Source organism: Rhizobium mulingense, from assembly GCF_029194105.1.
Taxonomy (GTDB): Bacteria; Pseudomonadota; Alphaproteobacteria; order Rhizobiales; family Rhizobiaceae; genus Rhizobium; species Rhizobium mulingense.
In genome coordinates this window covers 136,127-150,768 of the sequence record NZ_JARFVE010000006.1, presented here as the reverse complement: position 1 = coordinate 150,768, position 14,642 = coordinate 136,127, and the positions used below count along the sequence as shown (strand labels likewise).

At 60.3% G+C, this 14,642-nt stretch carries 17 protein-coding genes and 2 pseudogenes; 10 read left to right on the top strand and 9 right to left on the bottom strand.

Features of this window, described 5'->3' with window-relative positions:
* The first annotated feature begins 206 nt into the window (after positions 1–206).
* Entirely contained in the window at positions 207–1,550 is a 1,344-nt protein-coding gene (locus tag PYR71_RS15725) for a DUF2778 domain-containing protein (protein ID WP_275620004.1), read from the top strand.
* A gap of 81 nt (positions 1,551–1,631) precedes the next feature.
* Here PYR71_RS15725 and PYR71_RS15720 read toward each other — a convergent pair whose 3' ends face one another.
* Positions 1,632–2,156: a hypothetical protein gene (locus PYR71_RS15720; protein ID WP_275620003.1), complete on the bottom strand. Its 525-nt coding sequence runs from the start codon at positions 2,154–2,156 to the stop codon at positions 1,632–1,634.
* Between the two features lie 204 nt (positions 2,157–2,360).
* A complete protein-coding gene (locus tag PYR71_RS15715) occupies positions 2,361–3,527 on the bottom strand; it encodes a pyridoxal phosphate-dependent aminotransferase (protein WP_275620002.1) in 1,167 nt (388 codons plus the stop codon).
* Between the two features lie 209 nt (positions 3,528–3,736).
* Here PYR71_RS15715 and PYR71_RS15710 point away from each other — a divergent pair, with 209 nt between their 5' ends.
* From PYR71_RS15710 to PYR71_RS15685, 6 genes and pseudogenes are all read left to right on the top strand, one after another.
* Positions 3,737–4,495, top strand: coding sequence for a DsbA family protein (locus tag PYR71_RS15710; protein WP_183915880.1), 759 nt, complete (start codon positions 3,737–3,739; stop codon positions 4,493–4,495).
* Positions 4,496–4,646: 151 nt separating this feature from the next.
* A complete protein-coding gene (gene aroQ / locus PYR71_RS15705) occupies positions 4,647–5,084 on the top strand; it encodes a type II 3-dehydroquinate dehydratase (protein WP_275620001.1) in 438 nt (145 codons plus the stop codon).
* Between the two features lie 20 nt (positions 5,085–5,104).
* A complete protein-coding gene (accB, locus tag PYR71_RS15700; protein WP_275620000.1) occupies positions 5,105–5,578 on the top strand; it encodes an acetyl-CoA carboxylase biotin carboxyl carrier protein in 474 nt (157 codons plus the stop codon).
* A gap of 4 nt (positions 5,579–5,582) precedes the next feature.
* Entirely contained in the window at positions 5,583–6,938 is a 1,356-nt protein-coding gene (gene accC / locus PYR71_RS15695; RefSeq protein ID WP_183915886.1) for an acetyl-CoA carboxylase biotin carboxylase subunit, read from the top strand.
* Between the two features lie 7 nt (positions 6,939–6,945).
* Complete coding sequence (aat, locus tag PYR71_RS15690; protein ID WP_275619999.1) at positions 6,946–7,560, top strand: leucyl/phenylalanyl-tRNA--protein transferase; 615 nt, start codon at positions 6,946–6,948, stop codon at positions 7,558–7,560.
* Between the two features lie 76 nt (positions 7,561–7,636).
* Positions 7,637–8,565: pseudogene (locus PYR71_RS15685) on the top strand (DUF2167 domain-containing protein).
* A 224-nt stretch (positions 8,566–8,789) separates the two neighbouring features.
* Here the strand turns inward: PYR71_RS15685 and PYR71_RS15680 are convergent.
* The 5 genes and pseudogenes from PYR71_RS15680 to gatB form a co-directional block, all read right to left on the bottom strand.
* Positions 8,790–9,230: a DUF2155 domain-containing protein gene (locus tag PYR71_RS15680; RefSeq protein WP_183915889.1), complete on the bottom strand. Its 441-nt coding sequence runs from the start codon at positions 9,228–9,230 to the stop codon at positions 8,790–8,792.
* Positions 9,231–9,342: 112 nt separating this feature from the next.
* Positions 9,343–9,741 (bottom strand): NADH:ubiquinone oxidoreductase subunit NDUFA12, encoded by a 399-nt coding sequence (locus PYR71_RS15675; protein WP_004671258.1) that lies wholly within the window; start codon positions 9,739–9,741, stop codon positions 9,343–9,345.
* Between the two features lie 102 nt (positions 9,742–9,843).
* Positions 9,844–10,317 (bottom strand): annotated as a pseudogene (locus PYR71_RS15670) (GNAT family N-acetyltransferase).
* A 3-nt stretch (positions 10,318–10,320) separates the two neighbouring features.
* Entirely contained in the window at positions 10,321–10,824 is a 504-nt protein-coding gene (locus PYR71_RS15665; protein ID WP_275619998.1) for a GNAT family N-acetyltransferase, read from the bottom strand.
* A gap of 3 nt (positions 10,825–10,827) precedes the next feature.
* Positions 10,828–12,330 carry an Asp-tRNA(Asn)/Glu-tRNA(Gln) amidotransferase subunit GatB gene (gene gatB / locus PYR71_RS15660; RefSeq protein ID WP_275619997.1) on the bottom strand — a complete coding sequence of 501 codons (1,503 nt, stop codon included), beginning with the start codon at positions 12,328–12,330 and terminating at the stop codon, positions 10,828–10,830.
* A 263-nt stretch (positions 12,331–12,593) separates the two neighbouring features.
* On the opposite strand from gatB, the gene PYR71_RS15655 reads away from it, so the two are divergent.
* Together PYR71_RS15655 and PYR71_RS15650 are read left to right on the top strand one after the other, a co-directional pair.
* Positions 12,594–12,770 carry a hypothetical protein gene (locus tag PYR71_RS15655; protein WP_275619996.1) on the top strand — a complete coding sequence of 59 codons (177 nt, stop codon included), beginning with the start codon at positions 12,594–12,596 and terminating at the stop codon, positions 12,768–12,770.
* 7 nt (positions 12,771–12,777) lie between these two features.
* Positions 12,778–13,152, top strand: coding sequence for a VOC family protein (locus PYR71_RS15650; protein ID WP_275619995.1), 375 nt, complete (start codon positions 12,778–12,780; stop codon positions 13,150–13,152).
* A gap of 78 nt (positions 13,153–13,230) precedes the next feature.
* Here the strand turns inward: PYR71_RS15650 and PYR71_RS15645 are convergent, their stop codons facing one another.
* A complete protein-coding gene (locus PYR71_RS15645; protein WP_064683537.1) occupies positions 13,231–13,737 on the bottom strand; it encodes a GNAT family N-acetyltransferase in 507 nt (168 codons plus the stop codon).
* Between the two features lie 310 nt (positions 13,738–14,047).
* Here PYR71_RS15645 and PYR71_RS15640 point away from each other — a divergent pair, with 310 nt between their 5' ends.
* On the top strand, positions 14,048–14,305 hold the full coding sequence (locus PYR71_RS15640) for a YjhX family toxin (RefSeq protein ID WP_097579117.1): 258 nt from the start codon (positions 14,048–14,050) through the stop codon (positions 14,303–14,305).
* Between the two features lie 51 nt (positions 14,306–14,356).
* Here the strand turns inward: PYR71_RS15640 and PYR71_RS15635 are convergent, their stop codons facing one another.
* Entirely contained in the window at positions 14,357–14,632 is a 276-nt protein-coding gene (locus PYR71_RS15635; RefSeq protein ID WP_275619994.1) for a hypothetical protein, read from the bottom strand.
* Positions 14,633–14,642: the final 10 nt, after the last annotated feature.

The following is a 14,642-nucleotide window of genomic DNA, read 5'->3' as shown; positions in this document are numbered from 1 at the left end:
AACGCCGAACGCATCTCTTTTTGAGACGCCATGAGAAAGTACGGCGCCGCGTAAACAAATTAGAAACCATAATTCGTCATCCTTGCGAAACAGTCGGATGTCGCAGGCGGTCTAAATTCGGCCCATTTGCGCCATTACCGGCCCCGGCGAAGTTTAGTCAGTCAGTGCCGCCGGCCTGCGTAGCGAGTTTGAAAGACGAGTTCAGTATGGCGTTTGCGGTCGGGGCGTTTGATGGCGCCACCTCTCTTGACGGATCTGCTTTTCGTTTGCGCAGATCTCGCGGCTTTCTTTACGGCGTCGTCGGCGCCGGACTTCTGACCTCGACATGGTTGATCGCGACCTTCGCGACAATGCATTCGATCGGCGCGCCCGTTTCCGCGTCCGAGAGCTTCACGCACCTCGCGTCGGCCCCGAAGCTAAAGCCGGCGACGTCCCACGAACGACTGATCCATGTCGGCAAAGCCGACCGGCTGGCCGCCTTCAATGCCAAGCCGGTCGTTGCCCTGACGGCTCATCTCATCCAATCGCATGCGCAAAAGACCAATGCTGCCGCATCGGCATCGGTGGCGCTTGCAAAGAATCGTCTTGTCACCCCTGCCGAACCGCCGGTCGCCGTTGCCGCGGCAACACCTTCCGACACCGCGAAATTCGTCAAGGACGATATCGTCACGCCGCCGGTCGAGCTCGCCCGCGCGGAGGCCGAAGAGAACGAGGACGACCGGATCATCATTCCTTCCAAGGAAGCCGTCGCAGCCGTTGAACTTCCTGCCCTGCTCGCCCTTGCCGATGCCGGGCCGCAGCAGATCGCGCCAGCCCCGGTCGAGCCGGCCGCACCCGCCCTCAAGACGGCGTCGCTGCCGCAGGAAAAGCCTGCGCCCGTGGAAGTTGCCGAGGCCGAAGAACAGCAGCCCTTCGATCTCGTGCTGGCGCCGGATGCCGGTTCCGTGCCGCTGCCGATGGCGCGCCCGGACGGACTGATCGGCAAACCGGCCCCAGGCTCCAAGAAGGCGCAGCGTTCCGCCGCGCCCGTCCTTGCCTATGCCAAGCCGAACGCGCTGATCGACGACGATGAGGACGACGCAGTCCCGCGTTACGACAAGCCGGTCTTCTCGCCGCAGCTGCGCGCAGGCGTCGCCATCTACGATATCGAAAACAGCACCGTCTACCTGCCGAACGGCGAGCGGCTGGAGGCCCATTCCGGCCTCGGCAAGATGCGCGACAATCCGCGCTACGCCAACAAGAAGATGCGCGGACCGACGCCGCCGCACACCTACGTCCTCACCATGCGCGAGGCCCTGTTTCACGGCGTCGAAGCATTGCGGCTGACGCCGGTCGAGGGCTCGGACGCCATCTACGACCGGGTCGGCCTGCTCGCCCATACCTACATGCTCGGCAAGAACGGCGATTCCAACGGCTGCGTCTCCTTCAGGGATTACAAGCGCTTCCTGGCCGCCTACAAGCGCGGCGAGATCAAGCAGCTGGTGGTCGTGCCGCGGCTGAACAACAAGCCGGCTTCGACGCTTGCCTCGCTGTTTTCATCGCGCGGCTAAGCGAATATGCATGTGTCATCAGGGTGCTGCCGGCCGCACTTATGCATCTGGGTCGCCAACGCTATCCGATTTGCGATGGCTCTAAGGATTATAGAAATATCCGACCGCTGCCAAATACATCGGATTGCGTTGCAATTCTGAGGCCTGTAACAGGATCAAGGCCTTTCCATTGGTCGAATAGTAGTTACCCGCCTTCTGCGTGTTAGCACGCCACTCCTTCTCCCAGCTGCCGTGGCTGCAATTCAGTCCGACTGGAGGATGGGCGGTGTTCAAGACATATCGCTCGAAAATATCTTTGGGCACTGGCGTATTTGCCCAGTCCCCATACATAAATCCATCCGGTCCTTGCAGACCAGCCGGAAGTGCAGCGACGCCATTGCGGCGGATGTCCTGGGTTTGCGCCCAAGACAACTGATAAATCACTGCTCCACACGTTCCGGCGCCATTTGGCAGTTGTGTCGAACCATAGGCCTGCCGCTGATTAATCTTATATTGTGACGGCAATACCGAGGCCCATTGACGTCCCGTCGCTATTGGCAGCGAGGTAAAAATGACGATCACAAAGAAGGACACAACGGACCAAGAGATCAAGGTATAGGGTCGCATGCTCAAATGCTCTCTATTAAGGTCAAATGCTGCCGATAAAACATTGATCAATGCATGTCTTAACGTGAAGCCGCGAATTAAACCTTCGCTTAGGTGATGACGTCTTCGATCGGGTGACTATGCCCTCTTGGCTCGATGATGGTTCGTTTCGGCAGAATTGAGCCGACAGTGGGCATTGGTGTGCTTGCTGCCAGCCGCTTGCCCTTACGCGCCCTGCCTCAACCAGCCAGCGACTCGCTCCACCGCCTCGGCGATCTCTGCCTGCGAACCCGCGTAAGACAAACGCAGGGTGCGATGTCCCTCCAGCGGATCGAAGTCCAGCCCGGGGGTTGCGGCGACGTTGATCTCGGCGAGCATCCGCTTGGCAAAACCCATGCTGTCATTGGTGAAGCGGGAGACATCGAGATAGGCGTAGAAGGCGCCGTCCATCGGCGAAGCCGGCGTAAGGCCAATCTTCGGCAGGCGGTCGAGCAGCAGGTCGCGGTTGGCGGCGTAACTTGCCTTGACGCGATCGAGCTCGTCGCTTGCACCAAGAGCGGCCGTGGCGGCGATCTGGGAGAGTTCGGGCGGGGAGATGTAGAGGCTCTGCGCCACCCGCTCGATCGGCCGCACCAGGCGCTCGGGCAGCACCATCCAGCCGATTCGCCAGCCGGTCATGCAATAATATTTGGAGAAAGAGTTGATGACGATCGCCTCGTCGGTCAGTTCGAGCGCGCTCGCCTCCTCGCCGGCAAAGGTCAGCCCGTGGTAGATTTCATCGGAAATGAAGGCGATGGAATGGGTCGCGCAGTAATCCGCAAGCGCCTTCAGCCCCTCGCGGCCCGTCACCGTGCCGGTCGGGTTGGCGGGGCTTGCGAGCAGCACACCCTTCAGTCTGACACCGCTTTCTTTCTGCACCGCCTCAAGGCTCTCGGGGGTAAGGGTGAAATGGGTCTCGGCCGTTACCGGCACCTCGACGACCTTCAGACCGAGGGCGCCAAGGATATTGCGATAGGCGGGATAACCCGGTCTTGCGATCGCCACCGCATCGCCGGGATCGAAGAGGGAGAGAAAGGCGAGATTGAAGCCGGCCGAGGAACCTGTGGTGACGGCAATGCGCGCCGGATCGATCTCCAGGCCGTGGCGATCCCGGTAATGCCAGGCAAGTGCCGATTTCAGCCGCGCCGTTCCCAGCGCGTCGGTGTAACCGATCCGGCCTTCGGCAAGGGCTTCGCGCGCCGCTTGGAGGGCCGCCTGAGGGGCTGGATGCGAGGGTTGACCGACCGCCATCGAGATGACGGGATGTCCGCCCGCACGCCGCTTCGTCGCCTCCGCCAGCACGTCCATGGCATGAAAAGGTTCGACTTCGCTGCGTTTGGATATGGAAAACAAGATCGTTTCTCGCTCGGCTTCTTCAATGACGGCCCGACAATTGCCGCATTAATCGGCTCATCACAATCCCGCGAGCGTAACGCGGGGATGAAAAATTCCTGTTTGAGCGGAACCGAACGCCCTCTACCTTGACGCGACGCATTCAAGTCCATTAACCCGGCGACGGTCTTCTCGATCGGAAGACCACCATCGCCGTTGACGAGGATATCATGGCCTTCTTCCTGAAAACCTTCACCGCACTGGCGCTTGCCGCATCGATCGCTCTTCCGTTTCCAGCGGCTGCGCTCGACGACCAGCAGAAGAAGGAGTTCGGCGAGTTCATCAAGCAATATCTGATCGAGAATCCCGAGATCATGCTCGATGTCCAGGAGGCCTTGCAGAAGAAGCAAGAAGCCCAGCGGCTGGCGAAAGCCAACATGGCGATCGAAGAGAACACGACCGACATCTTCGATTCGAAGAACGACGTCACCCTCGGCAATCCGAAGGGCGACGTTACCGTCGTCGAGTTCTTCGATTATAATTGCAGCTATTGCCGTCATGCGCTTCCCGATATGCAGGCGATGCTGAAGAAGGACAAGAACGTCCGATTCGTGCTCAAGGAATTTCCGATCCTCGGGCCGGATTCGGTCGCCGCGCACAAGGTGGCGGACGCCTTCCGCAAACTGGCACCTGAAAAATACGCCGATTTCCATGTCGCCCTGCTCAGCAGCGAAGGCCGCGCCTCGGACGAAAGCGCGATCGCGGTTGCCGCCTCGCTCGGCGTCAGCGAAGACAAGATCCGCGCCGAGATGGCGAAGAGCCCGAACGACGGCATCGTCCAGGCAACCTACCAGCTCGCCTCCAGCCTCGGCATCAGCGGCACGCCGTCCTATGTAATCGGCAATGAACTGGTGCCGGGCGCCGTCGGGCTCGACGATCTCGAAGCCAAGGTCAAGAATATGCGCAGCTGCGGCAAGACCGCCTGCTGAGCAAGACGGCCGTCCCATCGAATCGCCAAAATCGAAGCGTTTCAGCCATGTGGACAAATGTGGCGCGATTCCTGCCGGGCAATCCGTAAGGGCTTTCATTCAGCCTTCGCGGAGTCTATAGGTTGCCGTCGCGCATTTTACGGAACATTCGATGACGCAAACGATTTTTGTCCTGAACGGCCCCAACCTGAACATGCTGGGTAAAAGAGAACCCGGCATTTATGGCGGCAAGACGCTGAAGGACATCGAGGCGAACTGCAAGGCCGCCGGTCGCGAACTCGGCTTCGATATCGATTTCCGCCAGAGCAATCACGAAGGTACACTTGTGGATTGGTTTCACGAGGCCGATGAAAAGGCCGTCGGCGTCGCCATCAATGCAGGCGCCTATACGCACACCTCGGTCGCGCTGCATGATGCGATCCGCGCTATTTCCATTCCCGTCGTCGAACTCCACCTATCCAACGTCCATGCACGGGAAGAATTCCGCCACAAATCGATGATCGCGCCAGCATGCAAGGGCGTGATCTGCGGTTTCGGGCCTCACAGCTACATCCTGGCGCTGCATGCGCTGAAGAACATCACGGCATAAGAAGAAGACAGGGCAACACCATGGCTGAAAAGAAATCGGGTATCGATCAGGCACTGATCCGCGATCTCGCCAACATTCTCAACGAGACGGATCTGACGGAGATCGAGGTCGAGCAGGATGACTTGCGCATCCGCGTTTCGCGCAACGGCGCGACGCAATATGTGCAGGCGCCGATCGCAGCATCGGCCTTTGCTGCGCCCGCAGCCGCCGCTCCGGCAGCGGCAGGTGCCGCGCCGGCCGCTGCCCCCGCCCGAAATCCTGCCAATGTCGTCAATGCGCCGATGGTCGGCACCGTCTACATGGCGCCGGCTCCCGGCGCGCGCCCCTTCATCGAGATCGGCGCCACCGTCAAGGAAGGCCAAACGCTGATCATCATCGAAGCGATGAAGACGATGAACCAGATCCCCTCGCCGAAGTCGGGCAAGGTGACCGAAATTCTCGTCGATGACGGACATCCCGTCGAATACGGCCAAGCCCTCGTCGTCATCGAATAGGCCCATGCCCATGATTTCGAAAATCCTCATCGCCAATCGCGGGGAAATCGCCCTTCGCGTGCTCCGGGCCTGCAAGGAGCTCGGCATTGCCTGCGTCGTGGTGCATTCCACCGCCGACGCCGATGCCATGCATGTGCGCCTTGCCGACGAAAGCGTGTGCATCGGTCCGCCCTCTTCGCGCGAGAGCTATCTCAATATCCACCAGATCGTCGCCGCCTGCGAGATCACCGGTGCCGACGCCGTGCATCCGGGCTACGGCTTTCTGTCGGAGAATGCCAAGTTTGCAGATATTCTCGAAGCCCATGGCATCACCTTCATCGGGCCGACGGCGGATCACATCCGCATCATGGGCGACAAGATCACCGCCAAGACGACGGCGCTGGAGCTCGGCATTCCCGTCGTTCCCGGCTCGGACGGTGAAGTGAAGACCGAAGAGGATGCGCTGCGGACGGCCGCCGAAATCGGCTATCCCGTACTGATCAAGGCGACCGCCGGCGGCGGCGGGCGCGGCATGAAGGTCGCCAGAAGCGAAGCCGATCTGATCGAGGCCTGGTCGACAGCGCGCACGGAAGCGGCAGCCGCCTTCGGCAACGATGCCGTCTACATGGAAAAATATCTCGGCAAGCCGCGCCACATCGAAATCCAGGTATTCGGCGACGGCGAAGGCAATGCCATCCATCTCGGCGAACGGGACTGCTCGCTGCAGCGCCGCCACCAGAAGGTCTGGGAAGAGGCGAATTCGCCGGCGCTGAATGTCGAGCAGCGGATGAAGATCGGCCAGATCTGCGCCGACGCCATGAAGAAGCTGAAATATCGCGGCGCCGGCACGATCGAATTCCTCTACGAGAACGGCGAGTTCTACTTCATCGAAATGAATACCCGCCTGCAGGTGGAACATCCGATTACCGAAGCGATCACCGGTATCGACCTCGTGCACGAGCAGATCCGTGTCGCTTCCGGCGGCGGCCTGTCGGTGACGCAGGACGATGTGCATTTTTCCGGCCACGCCATCGAATGCCGCATCAATGCCGAGGATGCGCGCACCTTCGTGCCCTCGCCCGGCACGATCACGCATTTCCATGCGCCGGGCGGCCTTGGCGTGCGCATCGATTCCGGCGCGTATCAGGGCTACAAGATCCCGCCCTATTACGACAGCCTGATCGGCAAACTGATCGTGCACGGTCGCACCCGCGTCGAGTGCATGATGCGGTTGCGCCGCGCGCTCGATGAATTCGTCGTGGACGGCATCAAGACGACGCTGCCGTTGTTTCAGGAACTCGTCTCCAATCAGGATATCGCCAACGGCGACTACGACATTCACTGGCTGGAACACCATCTCGCCAACACGCCGGCGGCATAGGACAGGAATGGCAGGACCGCGCGGGAAGTCACCAGGCATCACCCCTGACATTCTCCTGCGCGCCTATTCCATCGGCCTCTTCCCGATGGCCGAATCCGCAGACGACCCGGAAATCTTCTGGGTCGAGCCGGAATTGCGCGGCGTCTTGCCGCTCGATCGTTTCCATGTATCGAAGAGCCTCGCCAAGAAGGTGCGCCGACATCCCTTCGAGATCCGCATCGACCACGCCTTCGAGCAGGTGATCGCGGCTTGCGCCGAGGAGACATCGGGGCGCCCGAGCACCTGGATCAACCAGACAATCCGATCGCTCTATTCGACGCTGTTCGACATGGGCCACGCCCATACCGTTGAAGCGTGGCACGGCGATGAACTGGTCGGCGGTCTCTACGGCGTCTCGCTCGGCTCGGCCTTCTTCGGCGAAAGCATGTTTTCACGCCGCACGGACTCCTCGAAGATCTGCCTCGTGCATCTGGTAGACCGGCTGAGAGAAAGGGGCTTTACCCTGCTCGATACCCAGTTCACCACCGAGCATCTGAAGACGTTCGGAGCGATCGACGTTCCGAAGGCCGATTATGCCGCGCTGCTTGCCGCCGCGATGGAATCGCCACACCTGAAGTTTTAGACGCGTTCGATTCATCCCTGCGTTGATTTTCCGACCGATTTAAGTAACTTCCGGAAATGCAATGGGGGATAGATTTTTGAGACGGTATTTTGCGGCGGCGATGCTTTTCGACTCACTTGCAGCTCAGGCCGAGGCACGTCCCTATCAAGAGATGTTCCCTGGCAAGACCGATTTTTCCGATGGGGAAAAACGTTACTGGAAAAGCTCGATTTTCAGCAGGGTGTGATCAAGCTGCCTAAGGCGAAGGCGACGCTGAACCTGCCTGCCAACTTCTACTATCTCAGCCCGGCCGACACGAAGACGGTGCTTGTCGATATCTGGGGAAACCCTCCTGCGGCGGCCGATGGAATGCTGGGGATGATCTTCCCGGCGAAATACGCGCCGACCGACCCGCAATCCTGGGGATCGATCGTCGAATACAACGCGGACGGTTATGTCTCGGACAGCGATGCCGCCACGACGAATTACGACGAACTGCTGCAGAACATCAAGGATGCGATCAGCGAAAGGAATCCTGAGCGCGAAAAACAAGGCTTCCCGAAGATCACCCTAGTTGGCTGGGCTTCAGCGCCGCATTATGACAAGCCGGAGCATGCGATGCACTGGGCGCGCGATCTGGTTTTCGGCAACGACACGCAAGCTGAGCACACGCTGAATTATTCCGTGCGGGTGTTCGGGCGCGAGGGTGTCTTTGAATTCGACTTCGTTGCCGGACTCGGACAGCTGAAGGAGATCGAGGCGGTCATTCCGACGGTCACGAAGCTCGTGCAGTTCGACAACGGGATGACCTATGGCGACTATGTCGACGGTGACAAGATCGCGGCCTACGGCATGGCAGGAATGATCGCCGCAGGCGCTGGCGCCAAGATTGCCGCAAAGGTAGGAGTGCTGGCCCTTGCCCTTGCCTTCTTCAAAAAGGCCGGCATCCTTATCGTCGTCTTGGCCGGCGGTGTGCTTCGCTTTGCCAAGGGACTTTTCAACAGGAACAAGCCGCCGACTGTATAGGCTCGGGGCAGTTCGGTTGAGGAATGGACAAGCGCGACGCGGATACGATTCACCGAAGGGATTGTTTTGTGGTGACGAGGGGCCAGCCGATGCCAATGCCAGTGGATCATAGGCGATGCTCTAATCGGCTGACGCACTTACGGCGTTTAATACGTCAAGGCGACGCACTGTAATTTCGCCGGCATCACCGAGACATGACCTGGATGCGTGAATGCCGATCCGGCCTAGCGCGCCGTCGCCTTGGCTCCGTCAGGAGCCGGGACGTCGGAGCTCGTCTTGCAATCCTTCAGCCAGACGTCGTAGATCGGGTGTTCGACGGCGTTGAGGCCGGGGCTGGCGGCAAACATCCAGCCGGTGAAGATGCGGCGGATCTTGCGGTCGAGGGTGATCTCATCAACCTCGACAAAACCGTCGATCTTCTGCGCTTCGGCCTGATCGCGCGAATAGCAGACCTTCGGCGTCACCTGCAACGCGCCGAACTGCACCGTCTCGTTGACATAGACGTCGAAGGTCGTAATTCGTCCGGTAATCTTGTCGAGGCCGGAAAAGACGGCAACCGGGTTTTCGATGCGGGCGGCATGTGCCGCACCGGTCGGAAGCAAGGCCGAGAGCGCCAGCAGCGATCCGGCGGCACGCAGGACCATGTTCCGCGTGAAGAGCTTCATGTACCCGTCTCCAGATAATTTTCAGTTTCATCCGCGGTCAAGCGCGGCCAACCTGCGGGTAAAGGCCAATTGTGGCCAAAAGCCGGGCTTGTGGATCGCCCGGTCAGCCGTCTCAGTTGCCGGGCGTCCAGGCGTCGTAATCGCCGGTGACGCGCGGACGCTCGCCGGGAACCGCGAGAGAGCCCGGCGGGCGGTAAGCCTGTGGCGATCCGGTGAGGTTGGGGCGGTGCGTCTTCTGCCATTCCTTGGCGACGTAGTTTTCCTTGGACGGAGGAACATCGGTGCGATGGTGCATCCAGCCGTGCCAGCCCGGCGGAATGGCCGAAGCTTCGGCATAACCCTTGTAGATTACCCAGCGCTTCGGCAGACCGTAGGAGGACATGCCACCTTCATAATAGACGTTGCCGAATTCATCCTCGCCGACGCGCTTGCCGAAACGCCAGGTCGCAAAACGCGTGCCCATCGTCTGACTGTTCCACCAGGTGAAGGTCTGAACCAGAAGATTCCACATGTCTTTTCCTTGTGCCCGCCCATGCGGACCAAACCAGAATTCGTTTTCTCGCTTATGCCGTCGCCAAGCCGAATTGTCCAGCGATTCCACGAGAGCCAAGGGTCATTTCGAGGCCATCTTGAAGCCCAGATGCGAAGGTTTGAAGCCAAGCCTTTCATAGAAACGATGGGCGTCTTTGCGTATCGCATTCGAGGTCAATTGCACAAGGCGCACACCGCGGCCTTTTGCCTCGGCGATGGCGGATTCGATCATCCGAGCGCCGATCCCCTGCCCGCGCATATCGGAGCGCGTCTGCACCGCCTCGATGATCATCGCCGAGGAGCCGCGGCCGGTCAGCGCCGTCGTCAGCATGATCTGGAACGTACCGACGACCTCGCCGCCGCGCTCGGCAATGTAAAGCGTCTAGTTGAGCGAGGTCTCGATGGCTGTAAAAGCCCTGACATAATCGGCAAAGGCCTCAGGATCCGTCGTATCGCCGTGACCGCCGAGCGCATCGGCGGCAAAGATTGCCACGAGAGCCGGCAGATCGTCCTTCCGCGCCTGACGAACGAGAATATCAGGCACCCCGACCTGCATGGCTCAGTGGCCCTCGAGCGGTTTTTCGAAAATCAGCGCCGGAATGCCGGATTGCCCGGGCCCGCTATACTCATTGCGGCCAACTTCGGTGAAGCCGTGCGCCTGATAGAAGGCGATCGCCGTCGCATTCTGCGGCTCCACTTCGAGACGCATGATTTCGGCCGCGGGAAAGCACGTTTCAAGCTCGGCGAAGATATCGCGACCGATGCCCTGGCGCTGCAGCGCCGGGCTTACATAAAGAAGGTGTAGCATGACCGTTTTCGTCAACGCCTGCGACATCGCCGCATAACCCACGCCGCCGATCTTGCGGCCGTCGTCGGCGACGAGAAATTCGGCATCTTTGCGCGCCAGGCGCGCCTTCAACGCCGCCGGCGTGAAGAGATCGGCGATCAGCTCATCGACCTTGGTCTTGCCATGCAGGTCGTCATAGGTGGCGTGAAAGCTCTCCACCAGCAAGGCGCGGACCTTCTGCAGGTCGCCCTCGCCGGCGGTGCGGACGAAATACACTGCTTATTCCTCGATGCCGAGCTTTGCCTTGACGAGCGCCTGGACGGCCTGCGGATTGGCTTTACCGCCGGTCGCCTTCATCACCTGGCCGACAAACCATGCGGCCATGGTCGGCTTCGCCTTGACCTTTTCCACCTGATCGGGATTGGCAGCGATGATCTCGTCGACGGCCCTTTCGATCGCGCCGGTATCCGTCACCTGCTTCATGCCGCGCGCTTCGACGATCTCGGCGGGGTCGCCGCCTTCGGTCAGCACGATCTCGAAGAGGTCCTTGGCGATCTTGCCTGATATGGTTCCAGCCTTGATAAGGTCGATGATGGCGCCGAGCTGGGCCGGAGAAACCGGCGTCTGCTCGATGTCCTTGCCGGTGCGGTTCAGCGCGCCGAGCAGGTCGTTGATCACCCAGTTTGCCGCCGTCTTGCCGTCGCGGCCCGCAGCCACGGCCTCGAAGTAATCGGCGATCGCCTTTTCGGAGACGAGCACGGAGGCGTCATAGACCGACAGGCCGAGCTCGCGCACGAAACGCTCCTTCTTGTCGTCCGGCAGTTCCGGAAGATCGGCTGCCAGCGCGGTGACGAAAGCATCGTCGAATTCGAGCGGCAGCAGGTCCGGATCGGGGAAGTAACGATAGTCGTGCGCGTCCTCCTTGGAACGCATGGACCGCGTCTCGCCCTTGTTCGGATCGAAGAGTCGCGTCTCCTGCTCGATCTCGCCACCATCCTCCAGAATGCCGATCTGACGGCGGGCTTCGTATTCGATCGCCTGGCCGATGAAGCGGATGGAGTTGACGTTCTTGATCTCGCAACGGGTTCCGAAAGCCTCGCCCGGGTGGCGGACGGAGACGTTGACGTCGGCGCGCATAGAGCCCTCGTCCATGTTGCCGTCGCAAGTGCCGAGATAACGCACGATCGAACGCAGCTTGGTCATATAGGCCTTGGCTTCGTCGGATGAACGCATGTCGGGTTTGGAAACGATTTCCATCAGCGCCACGCCGGAGCGGTTCAGATCGACATAGGACATGGTCGCATGCTGGTCGTGCATCGACTTGCCGGCATCCTGCTCCAGGTGCAGGCGCTCGATGCCGATCTCGATGTCCTCGAACTGTCCCTGACGGTCCGGTCCGAGCGAAATGACGATCTTGCCCTCGCCGACGATCGGATCCTTGAACTGCGAGATCTGATAGCCCTGCGGCAGGTCGGGGTAAAAATAGTTCTTGCGGTCGAAGAGCGAGCGCTTGTTGATCCGAGCCTTGAGGCCGAGACCGGTGCGCACCGCCTGCTTCACGCATTCCTCGTTGATGACGGGCAGCATGCCGGGCATGGCGGCATCGACCAGCGATACGTTCGAATTCTGCGGCTTGCCGAATTCCGTCGAGGCGCCGGAGAAGAGCTTCGAATTGGACAGCACCTGGGCATGGACTTCCATGCCGACGATGACTTCCCAGTCGCCGGTGGCGCCGGGGATGAAGCGTTTCGGATCGGGCGTGCGGACGTCGACAAGGGTCATCTGATACTCTTTGCAGGCTGTTCTTTTCCACTGGTGAGGTAAAGGAAATGGCGTGCCGATGCAAGGCTTTCGCGGCGTTGCATAGCAGCTGCCGCTGGCCGTTTCCTCTAAGGTCGCAAGGCCGCTTTGCGTCGGAGGCTGTATTCCGCACCGGCCAGTCGATCGAAAAGCGTTTCGAGGTCCCAATTGTCGATAGCGCAGTCTTCTCTATCTTCGTCCAAGAACGCCACGGCGATTTGAGGCCCTCAAGCACGGAGGCTCGATTGAAGGATTATCTGCCCTATCTTGCCGGAGCCCTGCTTGGGGTGCTGGTCGAGCTCATCATTTCCGCCTTGTTGACGCTGCAGGGAACAGCGCAGCTCATGCTTTTCGCACTGCTACCGGCCATCGGTGGCGCGATCGTCGAGCGCGTTTCCCAGCGTCGATCCCGCAAGTCGTAGAAGCGCCATGGGAAGGCTGAAGGAGATCGTCATCGACTGCGACATTCCCTCGCGTGTCGCCCGTTTCTGGGCGGCGGCGCTCGATGGCTACCAAGTGATGCCTTATGACGATGCGGAGCTCGCTCGCCTTGCCGCGATAGGGCTGACACCTGAAACGGACCCGACCGTGATGGTCGACGGCCCTGGAACACGCCTCTGCTTCCACCTTCGCCAGGGAGAGCGTCCCGCCCGCAACCGTGTCCACCTCGATATCGCCGCTTCGGATCGCAGACAAGAAGTGGACCGGCTCTTATCCCTTGGCGCGACTTTCGTGCGTGAGACGGATGCATACACGGTCTTGAATGACCCCGAAGGCAACAACTTCTGCGTCACCTCCGAATAGCCTCGCGAACGGCGCCCGGCGGCATTTGCACATGCGTGCCGCACGCAATCATCGGCCTTCTGCGGGGCTTTTGAAACCTCAGAATTCCTGTCCGTATCCGCCGCCGTCGGAGACGAGCTGCTTCGTCAGCCCGACGGAGGGCACGTCGCGGTCGAGCTTCGGATTATAGGCGACCGAGAGCCAGTGGATGCTGTAGCCGTGTTTCCGGAAAAAGCCGATCGCCTCGCTGTTGCCGGAATGGGTCTGCATCGCCGCCTTCGCGAAGCCCTGTTCGGCGATCTCCGTTTCGATGCGCTCGAGAAGCGCCGAACCCAGCCCCTGGCGGGTGAAGACTGGGTCGATCCAGAAATCCGAGATGGTTTCATCCAGGCCCTCGCGCGCCGCCCAGCCGGCGACCTGGCCGTTCTGTTCGACGACGGTGATTGTCAGCCAGTCGTTTTCCACGAAGTTGCGAAAGGCGCTGCGCGCTGCGTCGATCATCGCGTCCGATTCGCCAATCGACGCCATCGCCTTTTGCCAGGCCCTCAGCCCGATCTCACTCAAAAGTTCCGCTTCCCCGTCGCGGGCATTGCGAATGTGGATCAACGACACCTCCGCGTTAGCCCTCAACTAGACCATTGAGTCGCGGATATTACCAGTGCCCCCAAAGGGATGATCGGTGGAAACCATGGTTTTCGACCGGTTTTGACCGGCAAAGGCGCTCTTGACCGCTTTTTGCGACCTCAATACAAAACCCTATCGAGGTGTTTTATGTTGAACCTGTCTGAGACCCGGTAAAGGCCCTGCCCGCGAGTTTTCTTGCGCGCATGGGCCCGAAAAAACGAAGCCCTGACGTTCGATGGAGCGTCAGACCGTTTTTGTGCGCCCTGCCGGGCGCGGTACCGGATCTCAACACATGGACATTTCCCGCACGGAGCAGCGCATCCTGCATCTCATGGCCCAAGGCGGCCGCATCGAAATCATCCGCGACGACGACAGGAAGATCGAGAACGTCAGTTGCTTTACCCGCGACGGCTGGCTCTATCCCGGCGTCGACCTCGATCTCTTCCGCAGGCTGAAGCGGCTGAAGGCGATCAAATCGTCAGGCGGCCAGCCCTACCGGATTACCGAAAGAGGGTTGAAGTTGGTCAGATCGCAGCTGGACAACAGATAATCGGGCAATCAACCTGATCGCGCCTTAAACCGGCGCGGTCAGGGCTCGGCCTCAATCCTTCTGAGACAATATCGCTCGCATCGCCGACCATTCGTCGGCCATCGTGCCGGTTCCGCGCGTCTTGCCGGCGCGGCGATACCAATAATCGGCATTCCAGTTGTCGCCCTCGATGCGATGGTAGAGGGCATGGCCCCAGTCGAACGGCCATTCGCCTTCGTGGCGCTGACAGATATCGTGAGCCGCCTGCCAATCCGCGCCCATGACGAAACCGCCGGCCGCAAGACGATCGATCGCCTCGATCAGTCGCACAAGATCATTATTCGCCATAAGACCCTCA